19 protein-coding genes and 1 riboswitch are annotated in these 25,450 nt (G+C 69.2%); of the genes, 8 read left to right on the top strand and 11 right to left on the bottom strand.

The genetic code is table 11. The annotated features are described in order from the left end of the window. Positions 1-57: 57 nt before the first annotated feature. A complete protein-coding gene (locus tag OH809_RS21210) occupies positions 58-495 on the top strand; it encodes an SsgA family sporulation/cell division regulator (RefSeq protein WP_037702202.1) in 438 nt (145 codons plus the stop codon). Positions 496-576: 81 nt separating this feature from the next. Here OH809_RS21210 and OH809_RS21205 read toward each other — a convergent pair whose 3' ends face one another. Next, positions 577-1,914 (bottom strand): YibE/F family protein, encoded by a 1,338-nt coding sequence (locus tag OH809_RS21205; RefSeq protein ID WP_406420945.1) that lies wholly within the window; start codon positions 1,912-1,914, stop codon positions 577-579. Positions 1,915-1,984: 70 nt separating this feature from the next. Beyond that, positions 1,985-2,118, top strand: a riboswitch (TPP riboswitch). On the opposite strand from OH809_RS21205, the gene thiC reads away from it, so the two are divergent. After that, entirely contained in the window at positions 2,111-3,901 is a 1,791-nt protein-coding gene (thiC, locus tag OH809_RS21200) for a phosphomethylpyrimidine synthase ThiC (RefSeq protein WP_406420946.1), read from the top strand. It overlaps the preceding riboswitch by 8 nt. A gap of 136 nt (positions 3,902-4,037) precedes the next feature. Further along, a complete protein-coding gene (locus OH809_RS21195; protein ID WP_406420947.1) occupies positions 4,038-5,297 on the top strand; it encodes a DUF4241 domain-containing protein in 1,260 nt (419 codons plus the stop codon). A 307-nt stretch (positions 5,298-5,604) separates the two neighbouring features. Here OH809_RS21195 and OH809_RS21190 read toward each other — a convergent pair whose 3' ends face one another. From OH809_RS21190 to OH809_RS21180, 3 genes are all read right to left on the bottom strand, one after another. After that, positions 5,605-6,429, bottom strand: coding sequence for a hypothetical protein (locus tag OH809_RS21190; RefSeq protein WP_406420948.1), 825 nt, complete (start codon positions 6,427-6,429; stop codon positions 5,605-5,607). A 182-nt stretch (positions 6,430-6,611) separates the two neighbouring features. Next, complete coding sequence (locus tag OH809_RS21185) at positions 6,612-7,664, bottom strand: metallophosphoesterase (RefSeq protein ID WP_406420949.1); 1,053 nt, start codon at positions 7,662-7,664, stop codon at positions 6,612-6,614. A gap of 173 nt (positions 7,665-7,837) precedes the next feature. Further along, a complete protein-coding gene (locus OH809_RS21180) occupies positions 7,838-8,950 on the bottom strand; it encodes a LacI family DNA-binding transcriptional regulator (RefSeq protein WP_358856609.1) in 1,113 nt (370 codons plus the stop codon). Positions 8,951-9,320: 370 nt separating this feature from the next. On the opposite strand from OH809_RS21180, the gene hisC reads away from it, so the two are divergent. The 5 genes from hisC (at position 9,321) to OH809_RS21155 (ending at position 18,599) form a co-directional block, all read left to right on the top strand. Continuing rightward, positions 9,321-10,400 carry a histidinol-phosphate transaminase gene (hisC, locus tag OH809_RS21175; RefSeq protein WP_406420950.1) on the top strand — a complete coding sequence of 360 codons (1,080 nt, stop codon included), beginning with the start codon at positions 9,321-9,323 and terminating at the stop codon, positions 10,398-10,400. Between the two features lie 238 nt (positions 10,401-10,638). Continuing rightward, positions 10,639-12,147, top strand: a complete 1,509-nt coding sequence (locus OH809_RS21170) for a cytochrome ubiquinol oxidase subunit I (protein ID WP_406420951.1) — start codon at positions 10,639-10,641, stop codon at positions 12,145-12,147. An 18-nt stretch (positions 12,148-12,165) separates the two neighbouring features. Next, on the top strand, positions 12,166-13,167 hold the full coding sequence (gene cydB, locus OH809_RS21165; RefSeq protein WP_406420952.1) for a cytochrome d ubiquinol oxidase subunit II: 1,002 nt from the start codon (positions 12,166-12,168) through the stop codon (positions 13,165-13,167). Positions 13,168-13,284: 117 nt separating this feature from the next. Then, positions 13,285-16,797, top strand: coding sequence for a thiol reductant ABC exporter subunit CydD (gene cydD / locus OH809_RS21160; protein ID WP_406420953.1), 3,513 nt, complete (start codon positions 13,285-13,287; stop codon positions 16,795-16,797). 95 nt (positions 16,798-16,892) lie between these two features. Then, on the top strand, positions 16,893-18,599 hold the full coding sequence (locus OH809_RS21155; protein WP_406420954.1) for a GAF domain-containing sensor histidine kinase: 1,707 nt from the start codon (positions 16,893-16,895) through the stop codon (positions 18,597-18,599). 31 nt (positions 18,600-18,630) lie between these two features. On the opposite strand, the gene OH809_RS21150 is transcribed toward OH809_RS21155, so the two are convergent. The 7 genes from OH809_RS21150 to OH809_RS21120 form a co-directional block, all read right to left on the bottom strand. After that, complete coding sequence (locus tag OH809_RS21150) at positions 18,631-19,497, bottom strand: HAD hydrolase family protein (protein WP_406420955.1); 867 nt, start codon at positions 19,495-19,497, stop codon at positions 18,631-18,633. Positions 19,498-19,644: 147 nt separating this feature from the next. Next, positions 19,645-20,541: an LLM class flavin-dependent oxidoreductase gene (locus tag OH809_RS21145; RefSeq protein ID WP_406420956.1), complete on the bottom strand. Its 897-nt coding sequence runs from the start codon at positions 20,539-20,541 to the stop codon at positions 19,645-19,647. Between the two features lie 128 nt (positions 20,542-20,669). Then, entirely contained in the window at positions 20,670-21,032 is a 363-nt protein-coding gene (locus OH809_RS21140; RefSeq protein WP_406420957.1) for a hypothetical protein, read from the bottom strand. 98 nt (positions 21,033-21,130) lie between these two features. Continuing rightward, positions 21,131-21,673, bottom strand: a complete 543-nt coding sequence (locus tag OH809_RS21135) for an RNA 2'-phosphotransferase (protein ID WP_406420958.1) — start codon at positions 21,671-21,673, stop codon at positions 21,131-21,133. Between the two features lie 147 nt (positions 21,674-21,820). After that, entirely contained in the window at positions 21,821-22,795 is a 975-nt protein-coding gene (locus tag OH809_RS21130) for a MerR family transcriptional regulator (RefSeq protein ID WP_406420959.1), read from the bottom strand. Beyond that, a complete protein-coding gene (locus OH809_RS21125; protein ID WP_406425069.1) occupies positions 22,792-24,558 on the bottom strand; it encodes an SDR family oxidoreductase in 1,767 nt (588 codons plus the stop codon). The genes OH809_RS21130 and OH809_RS21125 overlap by 4 nt, the downstream gene beginning before the upstream one ends. 11 nt (positions 24,559-24,569) lie before the next feature. Then, positions 24,570-25,421: a M24 family metallopeptidase gene (locus OH809_RS21120; protein WP_406420960.1), complete on the bottom strand. Its 852-nt coding sequence runs from the start codon at positions 25,419-25,421 to the stop codon at positions 24,570-24,572. Between the last annotated feature and the right edge of the window lie 29 nt (positions 25,422-25,450).

The raw sequence follows: 25,450 nt of genomic DNA, 5'->3' as shown, positions 1-25,450 counted from the left end.
TCAATAGGGCCATGGGGGATCATTCCTGGCCAGATTCAACTACTGCGGGGTTGGACGATGCGCGAGTCGGTTCAAGCTGAGGTCATGATGAGCTTTCTCGTTTCCGAGGAGCTCTCATTCCGTATCCCGGTGGAACTCCGGTACGAGGTGTGCGATCCGTATGCGATCCGGATGACCTTCCACCTGCCCGGCGACGCCCCCGTCACCTGGGCTTTCGGCCGTGAGCTGCTGCTGGACGGCCTCAACAGCCCCAGCGGCGACGGCGATGTGCACATCAGCCCCACGGAGCCCGAGGGACTCTCCGACGTACACATCCGGCTGCAGGTCGGGACGGATCGCGCCCTGTTCAGGGCCGGGACAGCGCCACTCGTTGCGTTTCTCGACCGCACGGACAAGCTCGTGCCCCTGGGGCAGGAGTGCACGCTGAGTGACTTCGAGGGCAGCCTGGAAGAGGCGCTCGGCCGGATCCTGGCCAAGGAACAGAACGCCGGCTGAGGAAGAACTGCGCGGACGGCCTACCGGCCGATCGAACGCCGTATCTGCCGAACGGGTGATATGTGCTCCGCGTCGAGGTGCTCAATGCCTCGCCCTGCGACGCCGGCCCCTCCCGCCCCGTACGGGCGCCGAAGCTCCTGCTTCCGCGCCGAGCCCTGTGCGGTCCGCGGAGACGACCATTGCCGCGAGCACCGTCGTCACCGGCACCGAGGCGACCAGTCCGATCGAGCCGACCAGCGTCCGGACGATCTCCTCCGCCACGAGCTCGCTGTTGGCCACCGTCCCCACGCTGCTCTGCGCGATCGAGAACAGCAGCAGGAGGGGAAGCGCGGCGCCTGCGTAGGCGAGCACCAGCGTATTGACCACCGAGGCGATGTGGTCGCGACCGATCCTGATCCCTGCCCGGTACAGCTTTCGCGCACCCATGGTCGGGTCCGCCTGGTGCAGCTCCCAGACCGCCGACGTCTGGGTGACCGTCACGTCGTCGAGCACACCGAGCGAACCGATGATGACGCCGGCCAGCAGCAGGCCGCTCATGTCGATGTGCGGGTAGAGGCCGTGGATCAGACCGGTGCTGTCGTCGGTGTTCCCCGTCAGGCTCGCCCAGCCGATGAAGAGCGAACCGAGCAGCCCGATCAGCAGCAATGAGATCAGCGTGCCGATGACCGCGACCGAGGTACGTGCGGTCAGGCCATGACACATGTAGAGCGCGATGAGCATGATCGCGCTGGCACCGACGACCGCGACGAGCAGCGGATTCGACCCCTGAAGGATCGCGGGGAGGATGAACAGGGTCAGTACGGCGAACGACACCGCGAGCGCGACCAGCGCCATCAACCCGCGCATTCTGCCGACGACGACCACTGCGAGAGCAAAGAGCCCGGCCAGCAGCGCCATCGGGAACGTCCGGTTCACATCCGTCACGGAGTACTGCAGGTCATGGGGTGCGTCGGGGGCGTACGCCACGATCACGCCCTGACCCTCGCGCAACTGCCGAGGGGCGTCGGGCTGAACGATCTCGACGAACGTGCGCCCCTTGTCGTGCCCGGTCGTCACCTCGACCGTGGCCTTCCCGCACAGCCCCGGTTCCTGACCGGCGCCCGTGTCCCCCGATGGCGTCGTGGTGCCGCCCGTGACCGGCGTCTGCGCGGCATTCACGTCATTGCAGTCGACCTTGTCGACGCTCACCACCTTGCCCTGCTGGCTCTGCCGGTCGAAACCGACACCGGTGCGCTCGTGCGCGGGCGCACCGCCCGGCCAGAGAACCACCAGGCCGACAACGACCGCGGTGGCGAACGGGATCAGTACGGCCGCGATGACCTTGCGCAGATGTGTGGAGACCGGCGCAGCAGGGCCGTGGCTGTGCGAATGCCCGTGCTGATGGCTCTGCGATCCGGGGGCGCTCTGAAGGGACGTCACCGGTCGATCATCGCAAGAAGGAACAGGCCCTCTGTCCAGCACGCCGGAACAGGCGATAGCGTGGTGGCACCTTTGCACACGCGGGAGCTCGGAGCACCGGGCTGAGAGGGCGCTGATATCCGTACATCCGTACGGGACAGGCTGCGCCGACCGCCGAACCTGTTACCGGGTAATGCCGGCGTAGGGAGTAGGTCTCATGACCACATCGGACGCACGCACGCCTGCCTCGAACCAGAGCGACGAGGCCGGCACGTCCATCGGCTGGCACAAGGGATACGTCCAGGGCTCGCGCCCGGACATCCAGGTGCCGGTCCGAAAGGTGCACCTCACCAACGGCAAGACCGTGACGCTGTACGACACGTCGGGGCCGTACACCGATCCCGCCACCGAAACCGACGTACGGCGCGGTCTTGCACCCCTGCGGGAGAACTGGATCACCGCCCGCGGCGACACGGAGGAGTACGTGGGCCGCCCCGTCCGCCCCGAGGACGACGGGCTCAAGCACACCTCGCCGCGCGGCGGACTGCGTAACCTCGACGCCGTCTTCCCCGGCCGTCCGCGCCGTCCGCGCCGCAGCCGCGACGGGCAGCCCGTCACCCAGCTCGTGTACGCCCGCCGGGGCGAGATCACCCCGGAGATGGAGTACGTGGCGATCCGGGAGAACGTCGAACCCGAGGTCGTACGCAAGGAGATCGCGGCCGGCCGGGCGGTCCTGCCGGCCAACGTCAACCACCCGGAGACCGAGCCGATGATCATCGGCAAGCGGTTCCTGGTGAAGGTCAACGCCAACATCGGCAACTCCGCGGTCACTTCCTCCATCGAGGAGGAGGTCGAGAAGATGACCTGGGCGACGCGGTGGGGCGCCGACACGGTCATGGATCTCTCCACCGGCCGCAACATTCACACCACCCGCGAGTGGGTGCTGCGCAACTCCCCCGTGCCGATCGGCACCGTGCCCCTCTACCAGGCACTCGAAAAGGTCGACGGCAGGGCGGAGGAGCTGACCTGGGAGATCTACAAGGACACTGTGATCGAGCAGGCCGAGCAGGGCGTCGACTACATGACGGTCCACGCCGGCGTGCGGCTGCCGTATGTCCCGCTCACCGCCCGGCGCAAGACCGGGATCGTTTCCCGCGGCGGGTCGATCATGGCCGCGTGGTGCCTGGCGCACCACAAGGAATCGTTCCTGTACGAGAACTTCGAGGAGCTCTGCGAGATCCTCGCGACGTACGACGTGACGTACTCGCTGGGCGACGGACTGCGCCCCGGCTCGATCGCCGACGCCAACGACGAGGCGCAGTTCGCCGAACTGCGCACGCTGGGCGAGCTCAACTCGGTCGCCAAGCGGTTCGGCGTCCAGACCATGATCGAGGGCCCGGGCCATGTCCCGATGCACAAGATCAAGGAGAACATCGACCTCCAGCAGGAGATCTGCGAGGAGGCACCGTTCTACACGCTCGGCCCGCTGACCACCGATATCGCCCCGGCGTACGACCACATCACCTCGGGCATCGGCGCGGCGATGATCGCCTGGTGGGGGACGGCGATGCTCTGTTACGTCACGCCCAAGGAGCACCTGGGCCTGCCCAACCGGGACGACGTGAAGACGGGCGTCATCACCTACAAGATCGCGGCCCACGCTGCGGACCTCGCCAAGGGGCACCCGGGGGCGCAGGACTGGGACGACGCGCTGTCGGACGCGCGGTTCGAGTTCCGCTGGGAGGACCAGTTCAACCTGGCACTCGACCCGGACACGGCACGGGAGTTCCACGACGAGACGCTGCCGGCCGAGCCGGCGAAGACGGCCCACTTCTGCTCGATGTGCGGCCCGAAGTTCTGCTCGATGAAGATCAGCCGAAGCATCTCGGAGCAGTTCGGCGGCGACGAGCCCGCGGCGACCGAGGCCGAGATCGCCGAGGGCATGATGAAGAAGTCGGCGGAGTTCGCGGCCGCGGGCAACCGGGTGTACCTCCCGCTCACCGACTGAGCACGCCGTACCGGAACGGCCCACGCCCCCCGGAAGCCGCCGGGGGACGCGCGGGCCGCTCCACAGGCCACCCGCCGGGTGTCGGTGGGAGCCGTTACGTTTCTCGCGTGTGCAGGCCGGAAGCGGAGACGCAGGGGTGAGTGACGTGGAATCGGTTGTTCTGGTCTCCTATGCGGAGGGGTGGGATCTCGCCGCGCGTGCGCTGTGGAGGCCGCTGACCCCCGAGGCGGCGACGGACCGGGACTCGGCCGGATTGCCGTATGCCGTCGCGTACTGGATCACAGGACGGAACGAGCCGGTCGAGGTCCGTCTGGTGTCCTGGCAGGACCACTACACGGGTGTGTGGCTGTACGACGAGCAGGGCCGGCGTACACATCGGCTGGAGCTGCGCCTCCTCGACGACCGGCTGTTCCACCGTCAGGTGGAGAGCTGGCTCTATGCCGGGCCGGACATGCCGGAGTTCGACCGCACCTGCGCGCGGACGAAGCTGCGCATGCATCCGGGCCGCCGGGGAAGGACCTCGTGGGAGCCCCAGGGGGACGCGGGTTCCAGATTCGACACCCTGGCCGATGTCACCGAGGAGCAGCAGTGGTTGGCCGTGCCCGGGTTCGCCGACTGGCCGCTCTTCTCCGCCGAGCAGCAGGGACTGGCCGGGCCACTGGTGTTCCGGAACGCGGAGGCGCCCGAGGGGAGAGCCATCGGCCGGCCGGAGGACGCATGGCGACCTCCCCGACCGGCCGGTCCCGGCCACCTGGACGCCTTGTTCCGGCCCGGTACGCGCATGTCCACCCGTGACTTCCCCGTAATGACGGTCCTGGAGCCGAGCCCATGCGGGACACTCCGCGTGCCCGGCGGCCTGCTGGCCGTCGACTGTCCCGGAAACGACGAGGGGCCGAGAATTACGGTCACCGTCCCGCCCGGCGAGTACGTACTCGAAGAGGCGCGGGTCAGCGTCGGGTACGACTGCGAGTGGACCGGCGGCTGGGTGACCCGTACGGACACAACTGTCGTTCGGCTGCGGGTGAGTGACGCTCTTGTCGTGTCCTGGGAAATGGCCCTGGGTACGGACGACGATGTCCGGCTGCTCGGGGACGGCGAGGCGTATGGATTCAGCACGGACGGCGCCACCGGCTGCTTCGCCGACGCCGCGGCCTGGGAGCCCTTGCGGACGCTCTTCGAACGGGCGTTGATCGAGGGCGATCCGGAAGCCGGAGAGCATCTCTCCGATTCCATGTACATCCTGCGGACGGCGGACGAGACCTCGGCTGCCGATCTGATGGCGTTCGCGACGTGTGGGGACGGCACCTATCCCGTCTGGGTGGGGCGGTCGGCGTCAGGGAACGTCGTCTGCGTGGATGTGAAGGTGGACTACCTGCCCGACCTCAAGGTGCTCTGAGCCGGGAGACTGTGAGACCTGTCCCGGAGCGGTGCACTTCTTTGTACGGCGTACCGCACGGCTGTCGGTGCGACCGGGAGTACGGGAAGCCACTGGAGCCCGGTGCGGCGGGCGACGATCCCGTGGCGACGGCGCACGTTGTAGAGCTCTTCGCGCGGGATGTCCCTGACCTGCGCTGTCCGGCGGGCACGGACATGCTGCAGGCCACGATTCTTGGTGAGCCGAGGGGTGCTGATCCCACGGCCCGTGGCGCCGCCGGCTGGTGATTCCCCACCGCTCACGAGGCAGGCCGGGCCGCGGCGGCCGGTCAGTCCGGTTCGTGTTCCGGGCCGCCGAAGTCCGGGCTGGTGAAGTCCGGGCTCGTGAACGACGGGCGGGGGCCCGCCGCAGGCCCCTCGTCCGGCCCCGTGAAGTCCGGTCTGCTGTAGCCGATCTTCGGGATGCGGTTGGCCGACGGGTGCGGTGTGCGCGACGCGGCGCCTGCGGTGGGATCGACGAGTGCATCGCGCAGGAACGGCAGGATGCCGCGCTCCAGCAGCGCATGACGCCAGGCCTCCCTTGCGCGCGCCACCTCCTCCGGCAGTTCGTCCTCGGCATCCTCGGCGGGCAGCGCGGTCGATCCGTTGCGCAGCGCCGTGATGAGCAGTCCGACGGCGGCGACCAGTATCGCGGCCGCCGTCGCCGCCGCGAAGAACCACCCGGCGGCGACCATGGTGTCGGCGAACGAGGGGGGCCGGCTGAGCATCTTCAGCAGATAGCCGACCAGCAGGAAGATCAGTGCGGCGGTGCCCGCGAGCATCGGCGCCAGGACCGTGACGACCGCCCCTATCCCGGCGCCCGGCCGGTCCGGATCGTCTGCGTCGGAGCCGAGGCCCGAGCCCTGGGCGGAGTCGGTGGCCGGTCCGCGCAGCTCTTCGCGGGCCTTCACATAGTGGTCGTACTCGGTGGCCGCCGCCGTGGTGATCAGCGCCGTGGCGTTCAGTGCCATGGTACGCAGCTGTTCCGCGTTGAGCCGTTCGCCGACTCCGGCGAGATCCGGTCGTTCGTGAGCGTGACGCAGCGCGTCGCCGAGGATCCGCTCGTACTCGGGTCGGTCCTCGGCCAGCAGGTGCGGAGCGCTGTTCATGTGCATCCCCCGATGCTCCGTTGGGCCTGATTACCCGCTTTGGCCGGGCAGTTGGGCGGAAACGGAGGAGAGCCTGCTACTGATACGCCGATGGTAGAGCGCCCACGGCACGGGGTGACAGGGGGTTTCCGTAAATAGGCCCAGTGGTCGGCGTGGTCAGGTCGTGGATGCGTCTTCCCCGAAGACCGTCAGTCATGCAACGGCAGCTGGACGACCAGTAGCTTTCCGGCCATGGTCACGCCGCCGTCCATGGCGATCGCGAGCCCGTCCGCGTATACGTGCGGGCCCTCCACCACGGGGCCGGCGCTGTCCTCGCCGTCCTCCGAGCCGACCTCGCCGAGGAGATACGGAATGGGGCTGTGACCATGGACGATGCGCTGTCCGCCGTAGGCCGCCATCAGCTCCTGGACCGCCTGCGGACCCGCCTCGTCGCGGAAGGCGAACCGCTTGGTGAGCTTGCGGAAGAGGTCCCAGCACTCGTCGGCGTCGTTACGCGTGAGAATGGCGTGCACGGTGTCATTGACGTCCTCGATGGTGGAGCCGTAATCGAGGTACGCCGTCGTGTCGGAGTGCATCAGCAGATGCCCGTCCTCCTCGACGACCGCGTCGAGCCGGGACATCCACTGGAGGTGGTGGTCCTGGAGCCGCTCCATGTCGTTCTTCTGGCCGCCGTTGAGCAGCCAGGCGGCCTGGAACGTGGCGGTGCCGGCCCCGGAGTTCACCGGTGTGTCGCCGAACCGCTTGGCGCCGATGAGCAGCAGTTCGTGGTTGCCCATCAGGGCCTTGCAGTAGCCGCCCGCGGCCGCGGCTTCGGCGGACAGGCGCATGACGAGTTCGATGACGCCGACGCCGTCCGGACCGCGGTCGGTGAAGTCGCCGAGGAACCAGAGCCGGGCGTTGCCCGCGGTCCACTGTCCCTCCGCGTCGATGAGCCCCTGTTCGGCCAGGGCGGCGTGGAGTTCGTCCAGATAGCCATGGACGTCGCCGACGACGTACAGCGGTCCGAGCCCCGGGTCCTGGGCGGGCCGAGGGTCGGGGACGGTCTGCACCTGGACGGTGTCACGGTTGATCACGGGAAGATCGCGCGCGGTGGGCGTGTAGCCCTCCGGCTCGTCCGCCGGAACGGCACTGCCCGGATGCGGCGCCGTGGGTGGCACCGGAGTCTGCGCATAGGGCGGCACGCGGAAGTCACGCAACGTCGCCGTCCGCACCACGGGTTCCTGACCGGCCCCCTGTGTCATCGACCCCTCCACCACCGTCGCGCCGTCGTACACCTGACGGGCCCTGCTGGTCGGGGTGGTCCGCGGTGTCGTGCGCCCATCATAGGAATGCGGATCGTGCTGTGTGACGCACCAGGGGTGGTGAATCCGGGCGCACGCGAGGTTCACCGGTTGATTTGTCTTAATTGCGCCGATCAGTCCCCTGAGGGGGACCGCGGGGCGCTGACCGTGGTGCGGGGCGGACGGCGTTGCGAGGACGTCCGCACGATGAGTTCTGTCGGTATGACCTGTTCCACCGGGCCGTCCTGGTCGACGCCTTCGATGGCGTCGATGAGGAGCTGGACGACCGCCGTACCGATCCGGCGCGGTTTGAGCGAGAGCGTGGTGATGGGCGGCTCGGTCGTCGCGTACACGGTGGACTCGCTGCAGCAGACGAGCAGGAGGTCCTCGGGGACTCGCAGACCGTACCGGCGGGCGGCCGCCAGCAGATCAGTGCCATTGGGATCGAAGAGCCCGTAGACGGCGTCGGGCCGGTCCGGGCGGGCGAGCAGGCGGTCGGCGGCGACCGCCCCCGCGCAGGGGTCGTGGGCGGGATAGGACTCGTACACCGGGTCCTGGCCCACGCGCTCGCACCAGTGGAGGTACGCGGTGGTGGAGAGGCGGGTGTACGTGTCGGTGGTGGTGCCGGTGAGCAGGCCGATGCGGCGGGCCCCGGCGGCGGCGAGATGGTCGAGGAGATCGAGCACGGCGGCCCGGTGGTCGTTGTCGACCCAGGCGGTGACCGGGAGGGTCCCGGCTGGGCGGCCGTCCGAGACGACGGGCAGCCCCTGCCGGACGAGTTCGGTGACGACCGGGTCCTGGTCGGAGGGGTCGATGACGACAGTGCCGTCGAGAGCGACGTTCGACCAGACGTCATGGCGTGAGGTGGCGGGGAGGATGACGAGGGCGTAGCCGCGGGCGAGCGCGGCGGAGGTGGCCGCCCTGGCCATTTCGGCGAAGTAGGCGAATTCGGTGAAGGTGAAAGGTTCATCCCCGTACGTCGTCACGGTCAGGCCGATGAGGCCGGACTTGCCGGTACGGAGGGTTCGGGCCGCGGCGGACGGGCGGTAGCCCAGGCGCTCGGCGACCTCGCGGACATGGCGGCGGGTGGCGTCCGGGAGCCTGCCCTTGCCGTTGAGCGCGTCGGAGACGGTCGTGATGGAGACCCCGGCGGCGGCGGCCACATCCCGGATTCCCGCTCGTCCCTGCCGGCCGCCGCGCCGGGGGGTCTCCGTCCGGCTCACCTGGTGCTTCCCTGCTGCTGTCATGGCGAGCCGATAGTAGGGCTCGCGCGGACGGTTGGCCCGGCCGCATATTCACACGTCGACAGGCACGTTTCTGCATGGTCACCTGGCCGCAAATGCCTTGCAAAACAAGGGTGTTGGCGGGATGGGGCGTAGTGTGTCATGCACTGAGGAGGATGGGCCTACTAAGTGGTCGATGTTTCGAAGAGGTCTCAACTCACCTCTTCGAGGGATGCGCGCCACGGAGTGAGCTACCGGCGCACGCCGGTAGAAGAAACGCTCCCCCCCATTCCTGGGCCCACCGGACGATTCCTCCGCTCTGCCATTCGCAGCGGCGCGCAATCCTCATAAGGTGAGCAGTATTGATGTGTGCGACGGTCGAGGAGGACCTGCGGTGAGCGAGACGAGCCCCAAGCTGCGCGCCGAGCTGGACGGCGTCCCTGCCTATGTGCCGGGCAGGCCGGCGGCGGCCGGCGGACCGGTCGCATTCAAGCTGTCCTCCAATGAGAACCCGTATCCGCCGCTGCCCGGGGTGATGGAGTCCACCCTGGCCGCGGCCGGGAACTTCAACCGCTACCCGGACATGGCGTGCACCGGTCTGATGAACGAGCTGGCCGACCGGTTCGGTGTGCCCGTCTCGCATCTCGCCACCGGCACCGGTTCCGTCGGGGTGGCGCAGCAGCTGCTCCAGGCCACGTCGGGCCCGGGCGACGAGGTCATCTACGCCTGGCGCTCCTTCGAGGCGTACCCGATCATCACCCAGGTCAGCGGAGCGACCTCGGTGAAGGTTCCGCTCACCGACGGCGAGGTGCACGACCTCGACGCGATGGCGGACGCGATCACGGACCGCACGCGGATGATCTTCGTCTGCAACCCGAACAACCCGACCGGGACCGTGGTGCGCAGGGCCGAGCTGGAGCGGTTCCTGGACCGGGTGCCGGGCGATGTGCTTGTGGTGCTGGACGAGGCGTACAAGGAGTTCATCCGCGACATCGACGTGCCGGACGGCATCGAGATCTACCGGGACCGGCCCAATGTGGCGGTGTTGCGGACGTTCTCCAAGGCCTACGGTCTGGCCGGTCTGCGGGTCGGGTTCGCGGTGGCCCACGAGCCGGTGGCGGCGGCGCTGCGCAAGACGGCGGTGCCGTTCGGGGTCAGCCAGCTGGCGCAGGACGCGGCGGTCGCCTCGCTGCGCGCCGAGGACGAACTCCTCGGCCGGGTCGGCTCGCTGGTCTGCGAGCGCGTCCGGGTGCACAAGGCTCTCGTGGACCAGGGCTGGACTGTTCCGGACTCCCAGGCCAATTTCGTCTGGCTGCGGCTGGGCAACCGTACGGTCGACTTTGCCGGGTTCTGCGAGCGGGCCGGCGTCGTGGTCAGACCGTTCGCCGGCGAGGGTGTGCGGGTCTCGATCGGTGAGGACGAGGCGAACGACGTGTTCCTGAGGGTGGCGGAGGCGTACCGCAAGGAGCTGTAGCGCGGCGCGTCCGGGCCGGGTGTACCGGAAGGCCCCGTACCTCTCGTTTCTCGGGGGTGCGGGGCCTTCGCGTGGAGCGTCCCGATAGGGGACCCCCCTCGAACATCCCGAAAGCCTGTGCGCCATAATGCTTGTGAATGTGAACGCGTTCACAAGCGTGTCCTGTTCCTCCAGTGATCAGTCGGATTAACAGGGCAAACTGCCGCTGCTGCTAAACGGCGACGTAAGGAGAGACGACGTGGAGCTGGCTCTGGCGCCCGAGACCGTCGCGCGATGGCAATTCGGTATCACCACCGTCTACCACTTCCTTTTCGTTCCTTTGACGATCTCGCTCGCCGCGCTCACCGCGGGCCTGCAGACCGCCTGGGTGCGGACGGACAACCAGAAGTACCTCAGGGCCACCAAGTTCTGGGGCAAGCTCTTCCTCATCAACATCGCCATGGGCGTCGTCACCGGCATCGTCCAGGAGTTCCAGTTCGGCATGAACTGGTCCGACTACTCACGGTTCGTAGGCGACATCTTCGGCGCTCCGCTCGCCTTCGAGGCGCTGATCGCCTTCTTCTTCGAGTCCACGTTCATCGGGCTGTGGATCTTCGGCTGGGACAAGTTGCCGAAGAAGATCCATCTCGCCTGCATCTGGATGGTCTCCATCGGGACCTTCCTGTCCGCGTACTTCATCCTGGCGGCCAATTCCTGGATGCAGCACCCGGTCGGCTACCGGATCAACAAGGAGCGCGGCCGGGCCGAGCTCACCGACTTCTGGCATGTGCTCACCCAGAACACCGCGCTCGCCCAGTTCTTCCACACCATCACCGCCGCCTTCCTGGTCGGAGGCGCGTTCATGGTCGGCATCGCCGCCTTCCACCTGGCGCGCAAGAAGCACATCCCGGTGATGCGGACCTCGCTGCGGCTCGGACTGGTCACCGTGGTGATCGCCGGACTTCTCACTGCCATCAGCGGTGACCAGCTCGGCAAGGTCATGTTCAAGCAGCAGCCGATGAAGATGGCCGCCGCCGAGGCGCTCTGGGAGGGGCAGAACTCGGCACCCTTCTCGATCTTCGCGGTCGGCGATGTGGCCAAGGGCCACAACACCGTGGAGATCTCCATCCCGGGGATACTGTCCTTCCTCGCGGACGACAACTTCAACTCGTACGTCCCCGGCATCAACGACATCAACAAGGCCGAGCAGGAGAAGTTCGGTCCCGGTGACTACCGGCCCAACATCCCGGTCGCCTTCTGGAGCTTCCGCTGGATGATCGGCTTCGGAATGGCGTCCTTCGGCCTCGGCATCCTCGGACTGTGGCTGACGCGAAGGAAGTTCATGCTGCCGCCGGGGATGAGGACCGGTGAGGACGAAGTGCCCCATCTGGTCCTCTTCAAGAACAAGGCCCTCAGCCCGAAGCTCGCCAAGTGCTACTGGATCGTCGCGCTCTGGACGCTGCTCTTCCCGCTGATCGCCAACTCCTGGGGCTGGATCTTCACCGAGATGGGCCGCCAGCCCTGGGTCGTCTACGGCGTCCTCCAGACCCGCCACGCGGTTTCCCCCGGCGTCTCCCAGGGCGAGGTGCTCACTTCGTTGATCGGCTTCACCCTGCTCTACGCCGCGCTGGCGGTGGTCGAGGTCAAGCTGCTCGTGAAGTACATCAAGGCCGGACCGCCGGAGCTCACGGAGGCCGACCTCAACCCGCCCACCAGGATCGGCGGCGACCACGACGACGCCGACCGGCCGATGGCCTTCTCATACTGAGAGCAGAGGAGCTGAGAGATGGAACTCCACGACGTCTGGTTCGTACTCATCGCCGTCCTCTGGACCGGCTACTTCTTCCTGGAGGGATTCGACTTCGGGATCGGTGTCCTCACCAAGCTGCTGGCCCGCGACCGCAAGGAGCGGCGGGTTCTGATCAATACGATCGGGCCCGTCTGGGACGGCAATGAAGTGTGGCTGCTCACCGCGGGCGGTGCGACCTTCGCCGCCTTCCCCGAGTGGTACGCCACCCTGTTCTCCGGCTTCTACCTGCCGCTGCTGATCATCCTGGTCTGCCTGATCGTGCGAGGTGTCGCCTTCGAGTACCGGTCGAAGCGTCCCGAGGAGAAGTGGCAGACCAACTGGGAACACGCGATCTTCTGGACCTCACTGATCCCGGCCCTGCTCTGGGGCGTGGCCTTCGGGAACATTGTGCGCGGTGTCAAGATCGACGCCGACATGGAGTACGTGGGCAACTTCTGGGATCTGCTCAACCCGTACGCCATCCTCGGCGGACTGGTCACGCTCACCCTCTTCACCTTCCACGGTGCCGTGTTCGCGGGGCTCAAGACCGTCGGGGACATCCGGGAGCGGGCGCGCAAGCTGGCGCTGAAGCTCGGGCCGGTCACCGCGGTGCTCGCGCTCGGCTTCCTGATCTGGACCCAGATCGACAACGGCGACGGCTGGAGCCTGCTGGCGGTGATCATCGCCGCTGTGGCACTGATCGCCGCGATCGGTGCCACCGCGGCGGGACGCGAGGGCTGGGCGTTCGCGCTCTCCGGCGCGACCATCGTGGCCGCGGTCGCCATGCTCTTCTTGGCGCTCTTCCCGAACGTCATGCCGTCCTCGCTGAACGACGCCTGGAGCCTCACGGTCACCAACGCCTCGTCCACTCCGTACACGCTGAAGATCATGACCTGGTGTGCGGGGATCGCCACCCCCGTCGTCCTGCTCTACCAGGGCTGGACGTACTGGGTCTTCCGCAAGCGCATCGGCACGCAGCACATCGCCGAAGCGCACTGACGCGCCGGGGACGCGTCCCGGCGGATCGCGGCCGAGCCCGATCCGCCGGACACGTCCTGGGGACGGTCCGACACGTCCCGCCTGGTCCACCGCCCGAGCTCATTGGGGATGTTTCACGTGAAACCGATCGACCCGCGCCTCCTCCACTACGCCCGTGCCACCCGCCTCTTCCTGGCGGCCGTGGTAGCACTCGGAGTGATCGGGGCGGCGCTGGTCATCGCCCAGGCCATGCTCATCGCCGAAGTGGTGGTGGGCGGGTTCGAGGACGGGCTGACCGTTACCGAGCTGCGGACCCCGCTGATACTGCTGGCGGTGGTCGCGCTCGGCCGGGGACTGGTCTCCTGGCTGACCGAGCTCGCCGCGTACCGGGCCAGTGCGGCGGTCAAGTCCGAGCTCCGCGGCCGGCTGCTCGACCGCGCCGCGGCGCTCGGACCGGACTGGCTGAGCGGGCAGCGCACCGGCTCTCTGGTGGCGCTCGCCACCCGCGGTGTCGACGCGCTGGACGACTACTTCGCGCGCTACCTGCCGCAGCTCGGGCTCGCGGTCGTCGTGCCCGTGGCGGTCCTCGCCAGGATCGTTACCGAGGACTGGGTCTCGGCCGCGATCATCGTCGTCACGCTGCCGCTCATCCCGCTCTTCATGATCCTGATCGGCTGGGCCACCCAGTCCCGGATGGACCGCCAGTGGCGGCTGCTCTCCCGGCTCTCCGGACACTTCCTCGACGTGGTCGCCGGACTGCCGACGCTGAAGGTCTTCGGACGGGCCAAGGCCCAGGCCGAGTCCATCCGCACCATCACGTCGCAGTACCGCCGGGCCACTCTGCGGACTCTGCGGATCGCGTTCCTGTCCTCCTTCGCCCTGGAACTTCTCGCCACCCTGTCGGTGGCGCTGGTCGCCGTCACCATCGGCATGCGGCTCGTGCACGGCGAACTGGACCTCTACACCGGCCTGGTGGTGCTGATCCTCGCGCCCGAGGCATACCTGCCGATCCGGCAGGTCGGGGCGCAGTACCACGCCGCCGCCGAGGGGCTCTCGGCCGCGGAGGAGATCTTTGCGGTCCTGGAGACCGAGGTGCGGGCGGGCGGTACGGCGGACGTCCCGCAGTCGCTGAGGCTGGAGCTGGAGGGGGTGACGGTACGGCACGAGGGCCGTACCGCTCCGTCGCTGGACGGGGCCTCGCTGGTGGTCGAGGAGGGGGAGACCGTCGCCCTGGTCGGCCCGAGCGGTGTCGGGAAGTCCACACTGCTCCACGTGGTGCTGGGGTTCGCGGAGCCCGATGAAGGACGGGTGCGGGTCGGCGGCGCGGATCTGGCGGCACTCGCGCCCGAGCGCTGGCGGGAGCGGATCGCCTGGGTTCCGCAGCGCCCTCATCTCTTCGCGGGCACGATCGCGGAGAACGTACGGCTGGCCCGACCGGACGCGGACGACAGCGCGGTCACGGCGGCGCTGCGGGACGCGGGGGCGTACGACTTCGTGGCGGACCTTCCCGACGGTGCGCAGACACTGCTCGGCGAGGACGGCGCGGGACTCTCCGCCGGCCAGCGGCAACGGCTTGCGCTTGCGCGGGCGTTCCTCGCCGACCGGCCGCTGCTGCTGCTCGACGAGCCGACCGCGAGTCTGGACGGCGAGACGGAGGCCGGGATCGTCGACGCGGTACGGAGGCTGGCAGCGGGGCGGACCGTGCTGCTCGTCGTGCACCGGCCGGCGCTGCTCGCGGTCGCCGACCGGGTGGTGACACTGGAACCGGGCGTGGCACCGGAACGCGCGGCGGCCACGGAGCCGGTCGGGGTGGACGGACCGGCGCGCGCCTCAGATAACGTACCCAAAGGCGCGCGGGAGCCCGTGGCGCTGCGGGAGACCTCGGCACGGTCCGGCCAGGTGCTCGCCCGGGTCCGGGAGGCCGCAGGGGCACACCGCGGACAGCTGGCGCTTGCACTGCTGCTGGGCAGCCTCGCCCTGGGCTCGGCCGTCGGGCTCATGGCCGTCTCCGGCTGGCTGATCTCCCGCGCATCCGAACAGCCCCCGGTGCTCTATCTGATGGTCGCCGTGACCGCGACCCGTGCTTTCGGGCTCGGCCGCGCCGTCTTCCGCTACGCCGAGCGTCTCGTCTCGCACGACGCGGTGCTCAAGATGCTCGCCGAGCTGCGCGTCGCCGTGTACCGCGGACTGGAACGCATCGCGCCGGCCGGGCTGGCCCGGACCCGGCGCGGAGACCTGCTGTCCCGGCTCGTCGCCGATGTGGACGCGCTGCAGGACTACTGGCTGCGGTGGCTGCTGCCCGCCGGGACCGCGGCGGTCGTGGGGGTGGCGGCCGCCGGGTTCACCGGCTGGTTGCTGCCCCAGGCGGGCGTCGTGCTGGCTGTCGGGCTGCTGCTGGCCGGGGTCGGGGTGCCGCTGGTGACCGGCGCCTGCGCCCGCCGCGCGGAACGTCAACTGGCGCCCGCGCGAGCCGATCTGGCCACCCGGATCACCGATCTGCTCGGCGGGACCGCCGAACTGACCGTCGCGGGTGCCCTGCCCGCACGTTCGGCGCGGACCCGCGAAGCCGACAGCGTCCTGACCCGGATCGCGGCCCGGGCGGCAACGGCCACCGCGCTCGGGGGCGGGCTCTCCGCCGCGATCTGCGGTCTGACGGTTGTCGCTGCCGCACTCGTCTCCGTGTCGGCGGTTCTCGACGGGCGGCTGGCGGGAGTGGAGCTCGCGGTGGTGGTGCTCACCCCGCTCGCCGCGTTCGAGTCCGTCACCGGCCTGCCGCTCGCCGTGCAGTACCGGCAGCGGGTCAAGCGGAGTGCGGAGCGGGTGTACGAGGTTCTGGACGCCCCGGTGCCGGTGCTCGAACCCGCCGCCCCGGCCGATCCACCCGCCTCTCCCTTCCCGCTGGAGGTACGCGGGTTGGGCGCCCGGTACGCAGGAGCGTCGCGGGACGCCCTGGACTCCGTCGACCTGACGCTGACCGCCGGGCGGCGCATCGCCGTCGTCGGCCCTTCGGGCTCGGGGAAGACCACCCTCGCGCAGGTCCTGCTCCGCTTCCTGGACGCGCGGTCGGGGACGTACCGGATCGGTGGTGTGGAGGCCTCTGCACTGGACGGCGACACTGTCCGGCGGTTCGTCGGGCTGTGCGCCCAGGACGCCCATGTCTTCGACAGTTCCATCCGGGAGAACCTGCGGCTGGCCCGTACCGGCGCGACGGACGACGAACTGCGGGGCGCCCTCGCGCAGGCACGGCTGTTCGACTGGGTGCAGGCGCTGCCCGACGGGCTCGACACGCTCGTCGGCGAGCATGGCGCCCGCCTCTCCGGCGGCCAGCGTCAGCGGCTCGCGCTCGCCCGGGCGCTCCTCGCCGACTTCCCCGTACTCGTCCTGGACGAGCCCGCCGAGCATCTCGACCTGGCGACGGCGGACGCCCTGACGGCGGATCTGCTGACCGCGACCCGGGGCCGCACAACGGTTCTGATCACCCATCGGCTGGCGGGGCTCGAAGCGGTCGACGAGGTGGTCGTGATGGACGCGGGCAGGATCGTGCAGCGCGGTCCGTACACCGATCTCGCGGCGGTGGAGGGGCCGTTGAGCCGGATGCTGGAGCGCGAACAGGAGACCGTACGGATTCCGGCTCCCGTCGGGCGGGTGTAGGAGCGCCCGGGCGGGCCCGTCGGGCAGGGGCCGGAGCGGCCTGCCGGACCACCGGCCGACTTTCCCCTGCAAAAGGTGTTAATTAGGCTCGGAGTATGCCAGAGCCGGACCCGAAGGACTCACTCGAAGCGGCGACGCAGGCGACCCGCAGCCTGCAGGGCCTGTCCACCGAGCTCACGGCCCACGTCCCGCAGCTGCTGGAAGCCATGCGCTCCGTCGGCACCGGTCTCGAACTGCATTCCACCCTCGACCGGATCTGCGAGACCGCCGCCGAACTCGCCCACGCCCGCTACGCCGCCATCGGTGTCGTCGACGCCGAGGGCAAGGGGCTCTCCGACTTCCTCACGTACGGGGTGTCGGAGGCGGTGGAAGCCGAGATCGGACACCGGCCAGACGGTCACCGGGGACTGCTCGGCGCACTCATGCACGACCCGGCACCGGTGCGGCTCGCCGACCTGACGGCCGATCCGAGGTTCGCCGGATTCCCCGCCGGCCATCCCCCGATGCGGACCTTTCTCGGAGTCCCCATCCGTGTACAGGGAGAAATCTTCGGCAATCTCTATCTGGCGGAGAAGGAGGGCGGGGGCGAGTTCAGCGACTACGACCTGCACATGGTGCGGGTGCTCGCCACGGAGGCGGGGATCGCCATCGGCAATGCCCGGCTCTACGAGGCGGCGCGTCAGCGCGAGCGGTGGATCGACGGATCGGTGGCCGTGACCACCGCGCTGCTCTCCGGCGGGGACGCGGACGACGCGCTTGCCGTCGTCGCCGAACAGGCCCGCCATCTCGCCGCGTCCGCTGCCGGAATTGTGCTTCTGCCGACCGAGGAGGGCGGCCTGGAGATTGTCGCCGTCTCCGCCGAGAACCCGTCCGCCTCGCTCGGGGTGATCATCGGTCCGGAGAGCCCGTTGGTGGCGAAGCTGCTGGCCGGCGAGGCGGTCTTCATAGACGACTCGGCCACCGATTCCCGCATGATCACCAGGCTGTCCGACCCGTTCGGCCCGAGCATGCTGCTGCCGCTGCACAGCGGTGGGCGGGTGCTCGGCGCGCTCGCCACCCCGCGCGCCCGGGGCGACCGGCCGTTCACCGAGACCGAACGGACGCTGGCCACCCAGTTCGCCTCGCAGGCCGCACTCGCGCTGATGATGGCCGAGGCGCAGCGGGACCGGGAGCGGCTCGCCGTCTACGAGGACCGCGACCGGATCGCCCGCGACCTGCACGACCTGGTCATCCAGCGACTGTTCGCCACCGGGATGATGCTGGAGAGCGCCCAGCGCCGGTCGGTCGTACCCGAGGTGCAGACCGGAGTGGGGCGGGCCGTGGACGAACTGGACGTGACGATCCAGGAGATCCGCACCGCGATCTTCGCGTTGCAGCAGGAACCGGCCGAGGCGCCGTCCGGGCTGCGGACCCGTGTCCTGCGCGAGATCAACATGGCGGCCGTCCCGCTGGGTTTCAAGCCGTCGCACCGGTTCCTCGGCCCGGTCGACTCGCTGGTCGGCGAGCTGACCGGCAAGAACCTGATTGCGGCGCTGAGGGAGGCGCTGTCCAACGCCTTCCGGCATGCCGAGGCGTCCTTGATCGATGTGGTCGTCGACGCGACCGTCACGCTGCCCGACGGACGCGACGCGGTACGGCTGTCGGTCGCCGACGACGGGGTGGGCATCCCGGAGGGCGGGCGGCGCAGCGGGCTGCGGAACCTGGCGCGCAGGGCGGAGGCGCTCGGCGGGTCGAGCTGGTTCGGACCGGGCATCGGGGAGGACGGGGGCGGCACGACCGTGGTGTGGGAGGCGCCGCTCTGAGGTCGCCGTCGGCGTTCGGGCCCGGGCGCCTTCAGTTCTGGCTGCGGATCTTCCGGCGCTCGGCCACGAGCCGCTCGATGACGATCGCGACGCCGTCCTCCTCGTTGGTGACGGTCCGCCCTGAGGCGGCGGCGACCGCAGCCGGGTGGGCGTTACCCATCGCGTACGAGGTGCCCGCCCAGGTCAGCATCTCCACGTCGTTCGGCATGTCCCCGAAGGCGACGACCTCGGCGGGCGAGATGCCGCGCTCGGCGCAGCACAGCGCGAGGGTGCTGGCCTTGGAGACGCCGAGACCGCTGACCTCCAGCAGGGCCGTCGGGCTGGACCGGGTGAGGGACGCCCGCTCACCGGCTGCCGTGTGCGCGACGGAGAGGAAGTCGTCCGGGGCCAGTTCGGCGTGGTGCGCGAGGAGCTTCAGTACAGGGGCTCCGGCGCCCGGCATCTCTTCGTGGAGGAGCTTCTCGGCAGTGGCGACGGTGGCGCCCGGGTCGAGATGGAACGGCGGGTAGGCCGGTTCGTAGTGGATGCCCGTGGCCAGCTCTACAGCGAACGAGGTGCCCGGGGCGGCCGCGCGCAGGGCGTGGACGACATCGAGGGCGGCTGTGCGTTCCAGCGGGCGGACTTTGAGCAGCCTGCCGCCCGCGTGCAGGTCGGCGATCGCGGCGCCATTCGCGCAGATCGCCAGGCCGTGGCCGTGCACATGGTCGCTGACGACGTCCATCCAGCGGGCCGGGCGGCCGGTGACAAAGAAGACCTCGATCCCGGCCTCCTCGGCCGCGGCCAGCGCCGCGACCGTGCGGTCCGAGACGGTTTTGTCGTCGCGCAGCAGAGTGCCGTCCAGGTCGGTGGCGATCAGCCGTGGAGCGGCAGGCAGAGGCGAGTCGATAGCTGAGGTCACCCGGCCATTCTCCCGTACAGGGGTGCACGGGTGTGCGGAGGGGCGCGCATGTGAGGATGCACGCCCCTGACCAGGAGAACATGCCTGACACATATGCCAGGGGTGATGAAAAGGGCGGCCGGTGGTGTGTGCGCGTGGGTGCGCGGGTCAGCCGAGCTGGGACAGCCCCTCGGTGGCGATCCGTTCGAAGACCTTCTCGTCCGCCGCGAAGTCGGAGTCCGCGATCGGCCAGTGGATGACGATCTCAGTGAAGCCCAGTTCGAAATGGGTGCCCGCGAAGTCCACGAATGCGTCGAAGGACTCCAGAGGGCGGTCCGGGGTGAAGCCGGTGAGCAGGATCTTGTCCAGCTCGGCGACATCCCGGCCGATGGCCTCGCAGGCTGTGCCGAGCTTGCTGATCTGCCCGCGGATGGCTGCCACGGACTGCTCCGGGGTACCCGTCTCGAACAGCTTGGGTTCTCCGGTGGTGACCCAGGCCTGACCGTACTGCGCGGCGAGCTTCAGCCCGCGCGGACCGGTCGCGGCCACCGCGAAGGGCAGCCGGGGCAGCTGCACACAGCCGGGCACGTTCCGGGCCTCGTTCGCCACATACAACTCGCCCTCATAGGTGACGGACGGCTCCCGCAGCAGCCGGTCGAGGAGCGGTACGAACTCGGCGAAGTGGTCGGCCCGCTCGCGCGGCGTCCACGGTTCCTCGTCACTCCTGCGCAGCGTGGTGGCATCGAAACCGTTGCCGCCCGCGCCGATACCGAGGGTGATCCGTCCGTCGGAGACGTCGTCCAGCGTGATGAGGTCTTTGGCCAGGGTGACCGGGTGCCGGAAGTTGGGGGAGGTGACGAGGGTGCCCAGGCGCAGTCGCTCGGTGGCGGCCGCCGCGGCGGTCAGGGTCGGAACCGCGCCGAACCACGGCCCGTCGCGGAAGGTCCGCCAGGCCAGATGGTCATACGTGTACGCGGCGTGGAATCCCAGTTCCTCGGCTCGCTGCCAGACCTTCCGGCCCTCGCTCCAGCGGTGAATCGGCAGAATTACAGTGCTCAGACGCATACATACGACCATACGGCGGGAGAGTTGCGGAGCAGAGACGCATCAGCGGACGCTGCGGCTGAGCCACGGTGACAGTGTGTCGCCCAGGACGAGCTGCTTGTACGTCCCGTCGCCGGGCAGTGGCACGATCAGCGACCAGCCGGGCGGGAAGAACGTGCCTTCACATGAGTCATGCCGACGTGGACCGACCGCAGGAGGTCGGGTACGGGGGCGCGCGGAATGTCGGGGAACTCGACGTCCTCGATGGTGATCTTCGCGTCGTCGTCCGGGAACACCGGACCCTGATGGCCGGGGCCAATCAGTTCGACGAAGACCCTGTGCGGCAGTGAGCCGTCCGCATCGGTGATGACGAAGGCGCCTGCGGAGGTTCGGCGGGAGACCTGGTCGGCGCCGATGTCATTGGTGGCCCGCACCTCCGGATCGAATGCGTGGGCGATCTCGCGGATCGCGAGGACGTTGGTTTCGGTGCCGGCGAAGTGCGGACGGCCCATAAGGGCATTCACGCGGGACGGGGAGCCGACGCGGATCCGGGACCGCCGGGAGGGCGGGTGGGACCGGCAGACGACGGCCAGGGGCGGGCAGGTCGGGTTCAGCCGGGAAAGCGGAGGAACTTCGGCGGTACGGAGTCGGTCAGCCAGACCCCGTTCGCGCTGACGTAGAAGAGGTGGCCGGCGCGGTGCATCGCGCCCGCGTCCACCGAGAGGATCACGGGCCTGCCACGGCGGGCACCGACGCGGGTAGCCGTCTCGCGGTCGGCCGAGAGGTGGACGTGGAGCCGGTTCATGGGGCGCAGCCCCTCGGCGCGGATCGTGTCGAGGGCGCGGCCCACAGTGCCGTGATAGAGGTACGCGGGCGGCTCGGACGGAGGCAGGCCGAGGTCCACCGGGACGGTGTGGCCCTGGCTCGCCCGAATGCGGTCGCCTTCGATTGCGTAGCGCTGTTTGTCATTGGCGGCGACGACATGGTCGAGCTCGACACGGGTGATGGGGAAGCCGTGCCGAGCCGCGGCCCGGAGCAACTCGTCGATCGTCACCCAGCCGTTCGGGTCGAGATGGATCCCGATCCGCTCGGGCTGGTGCCGCAGATGCTTTGCGAGGTACTTGGACACCTTGACGGTGCGTCTCTCATCCATCCGGACAGAGTGCCTGTGGCGATCTCGTCGGCGCACCAGAATTTGCTCACGATTCGCACCAACGATTTTCGTCCACAGGTTTGATCCACAACCAACTACGGTTATCCACAGGTTAATTGGCTATTCTGTGGACAAGTAGCGCCGCAATCAACCGTTTTGGTTAACGTGCCTTGATTCGTGGCGTGATGTGGCAAGTGCGTCCAATCTTCTTGCCTGTACCTCGCGTTCAGTGGCGGCGGTGACAAAGGCAGCGACGTTCTGTGGACCAACCAGGCGCTGTACGGCCTGCATTGTTTCCGTCGGCAGTGGTACGGAACGCGGCTCGCTCGTCGAGAGTCCGCGGGTGAGCGGTGTGTCCGCGCCGAGATGGTGCTGCAGATGACGCGTGGCGAACGTCCTCATGGCCCGGGCCAGTTCCGCGTCCACTGTCTGCTGGGCGAGCGGGCGGAGCCGACGGACCAGCGAAGCGGCCTCGGCCGCATCCGCGTCCGTCGGTGGGTGATGGCCGAGGTAGCGAGCGAACACATGCTCCGTGGTGAACTCCAGGAAACGGGAGGCGATGTGTTCGACCTGACTGCGAAGTTCCCGCAGATGGCCGGAGATTGCGGTGAGCGGCACCCCTGCGGCATGCAACTCGACGGCTACAGAGAGCTCTTGTGGGCTCGGGATCAGGAACTCGTCGTCCCGGCCCGGGATGCACTCCAGTACGCCGAGCTCGACCGCCTCGGCGACCGCCTGGTCGTCCTGCACGCCGCCGAACTTCGCATGCAGCTCGTCCCGGGTGATCCGGTCGGCCTGCTCGTCCGTCCACGGGCCGTGCACCTCGGCGACGACCGAGAGCACCCCGCCCAGCCCGCGTCCCGCGTCCCACGCCTCCAGCAGCTCCTTGATGCTGGCCAGCGTGTAACCGCGGTCCAGCAGGTCAGCGATCTGCCGGAGCCGGGCGAGATGCGTGTCCCGGTACACATTGACCCTGCCACGCCGCTCCGGCGTCGGCAGCAGCCCCCGGTCCTGATAGGCCCGGATCGTGCGGACCGTGGCACCGCTCGCATGCGCCAGGTCCTCGATCCGGTACTCGGCGGCGGAACGCGTCGCTGCCACGGACGGCCCGGCCCCGCTCACAGCGGCGGCTTCAGCCGGGCGATCCCGCGCAGCGCGCCGGGACTGAGCCGGGACAGGAACCGGGCGGCTCGCGCCTCCGGTGTCACCGGCACCACGGCCCGGTTGTGCGCCACGGCCTCGAGGATCGCGTCGGCGACCTTCTCCGGCGGGTAGTTACGGAGCCCGTACAGCCGGCTGGTCCGCTTCCGCAGACGCTTCTCCTCGGCGGCGTCGGCCCCGGCGAAATGCGTGGTCGCCGTGATGTTGGTGTTGACGATGCCGGGGCAGATGGCGCTGACCCCGATCGACCGCTCGGCCAGTTCGGCCCGCAGGCACTCGCTGAGCATCAGCACGGCGGCCTTGGAGGTGCTGTACGCGGGCAGCGCCCGGGACGGTTGATACGCGGCGGCGGAGGCGGTGTTGACGATATGGCCGCCTTGGCCACGCTCGGCCATCTGCCTGCCGAAGATCCGGCAGCCGTGGATGACGCCCCACAGATTGACGTCCAGGACGTTCTTCCAGTCCTCGCTCGTGGTTTCCAGGAAGGAGCCGGACAGACCGATCCCGGCGTTGTTGACGAGGACGTCGACGATGCCGTACTCGGCGGCGACCTTCTCGGCGAGCTTCTCCATCGCCTGCTCGTCGCTGACGTCCACCGCCTCGCCCCAGGCGGCGGGGGAGCCGATCAGACGGGCCATCTCCGCCGTTCTGGCTGCCCCTTCCGCGTCACGGTCCACGGCCACCACCCGGGCGCCCGCCTCCGCGAACGCGAACGCGGTGGCCCGCCCGATACCGCCCGCCGCGCCCGTCACCAGGACCAGCTGACCGCCGAACCGGTCGGCGTACGCCCCGGTCGGTGAGGCGTACGGGGCCGGCCGCCCGTCTTCCATCGCCGACTCGTTGGCGGCGACGAACTCGCTGATCCAGAAGACAAGCTGGTCCGGGCGGGTGCGCGGCACCCAGTGCTTGGCCGGCAGGGAGCGCCGTACCAAGTGCGGTACCCACAGCTCCAGTTGGTCGTACAGCTTCTCCGAAAGGAAGATGTCACCCGTCGGCGTGATCAGCTGGACCGGCACATGCGCGTACGCGTCGGCACGCGGTCTGCGCAGCCGGGCGCGGACGTTGTCCCGGTAGAGCCAGGCGCCGTGCGCCGCGTCGTTCGGCAGGGACGGCGTCGGGTAGTCGCCCGCGGGCACCTTCTCCATCCGCTGGAGTATCCGCGACCACTGCTTGCCGAGCGGACCGCGCCAGGCGAGCTCCGGCAGCACCGGCGTGTGCAGCATGTACACGTACCAGGACTTGGCCCCCTGGCCGAGCAGCTGACCGATCCGGCGCGGGGTGGGCCGCGTCATCCGCTGCTTGATCCAGTGACCGAAGTGGTCCAGGGAGGGACCCGACATCGACGTGAAGGAGGCGATCCGGCCCTCGGTGCGCATGACCGTCGCGAACTCCCACGACTGGACCGAACCCCAGTCGTGCCCGACCAGATGCACCGGCCGGTCCGGACTCACCGCATCGACGACGGCCAGGAAGTCGTCGGTGAGCTTCTCCAGAGTGAACCCGCCTCGCAGCGGCTCCGGAGCCGTCGACCGGCCGTGGCCGCGCACGTCGTACAGGACGACGTGCCACCGCTCGGCCAACTGCGCCGCGACCTGCGTCCAGACTTCCTTGCTGTCCGGATAGCCGTGCACCAGCACGACCGTCGGACGCGTCTCGTCGCCGAGCTCGGCGACGGACAGCTCGATCCCGCCCGTACGCACCCGGCGTTCGCGGAACCCCGGCATATCCTGCAGACTCACGCCATCACCCTCTCCTCGGCCCAGCGCCGCACATGCGGCAGATCGTCGTCCAGCCAGAAGGCGCTCTGCACGGGGTCCTTGGAATCGGTGACGACCAGGATCTCCTCGAACTTCGCGCCCGTACCCCGGAATCCGAGATGGGGCTCGACCGCCCACAGCCCCGGCTGCGGCGGGTGGTCGGAGAAGCGGTACGGACTCCACAGCGGAGACCAGCCGTCCCGGTGCCCGTGCACAGCATCGCTGACGAGGCCCTTGAGCGACTGCGTACCGAACCCGAACACCCGCGGTGCCCAGCGGCGCTCAGCGACGCGGTCGACCTTGTGGGCGATGACGCCGAAGGGATAGGCGCGGTGCCTGTTGGCGTACCCCTGCCCGATCATCAGGCGCTCGACGTCCTCATAGATCTCGCGCAGCGAACGTCGCTCGCGCACCTCGTCCAGGATCAGCGCGCGGTGGCCCTCAAGATCGGCAAGGAGCTTGTCGTGCAACGGGTTGAGCCCGAGACAGCCGGAATATCCGATGTCCGCCGTGAACCCCTTGTGCACCGGAGCCATGTCGAGGATGAACGGCATCCCGGGCTCCAGCTTCCGGTCGGTCGGGAAGAACTGCAGCGGCACCTTGAAACCGGCGAACGCCGTGCGGTCCCCGAACCAGGCGAACGGGAGGTGGAACCAGTCACGGACCCCTCGCTCGCGCAGCCACTCCCGCTGCATCCGGGCCGCCTCGCGCTCGGTCACCCCCGGTTCGAGCCGTGCGGCGACCGCCTCCGCGCAGGCGTACGCGAGGCGTTGCACATCTCTGAACCCCTGGAGCTCCTGGGCCCGTCCGTCCTTCACCGGTGAGGCCATGCCACCGTCCGTCCCATGCCGTGTGCGGT

The organism is Streptomyces sp. NBC_00873 (assembly GCF_045207415.1).
In the GTDB taxonomy this organism is placed as follows: Bacteria; Actinomycetota; Actinomycetes; order Streptomycetales; family Streptomycetaceae; genus Streptomyces.
The sequence above is the reverse complement of the archived record's forward strand: the minus strand, read 5'-3'. Positions and strand labels throughout refer to the sequence as shown.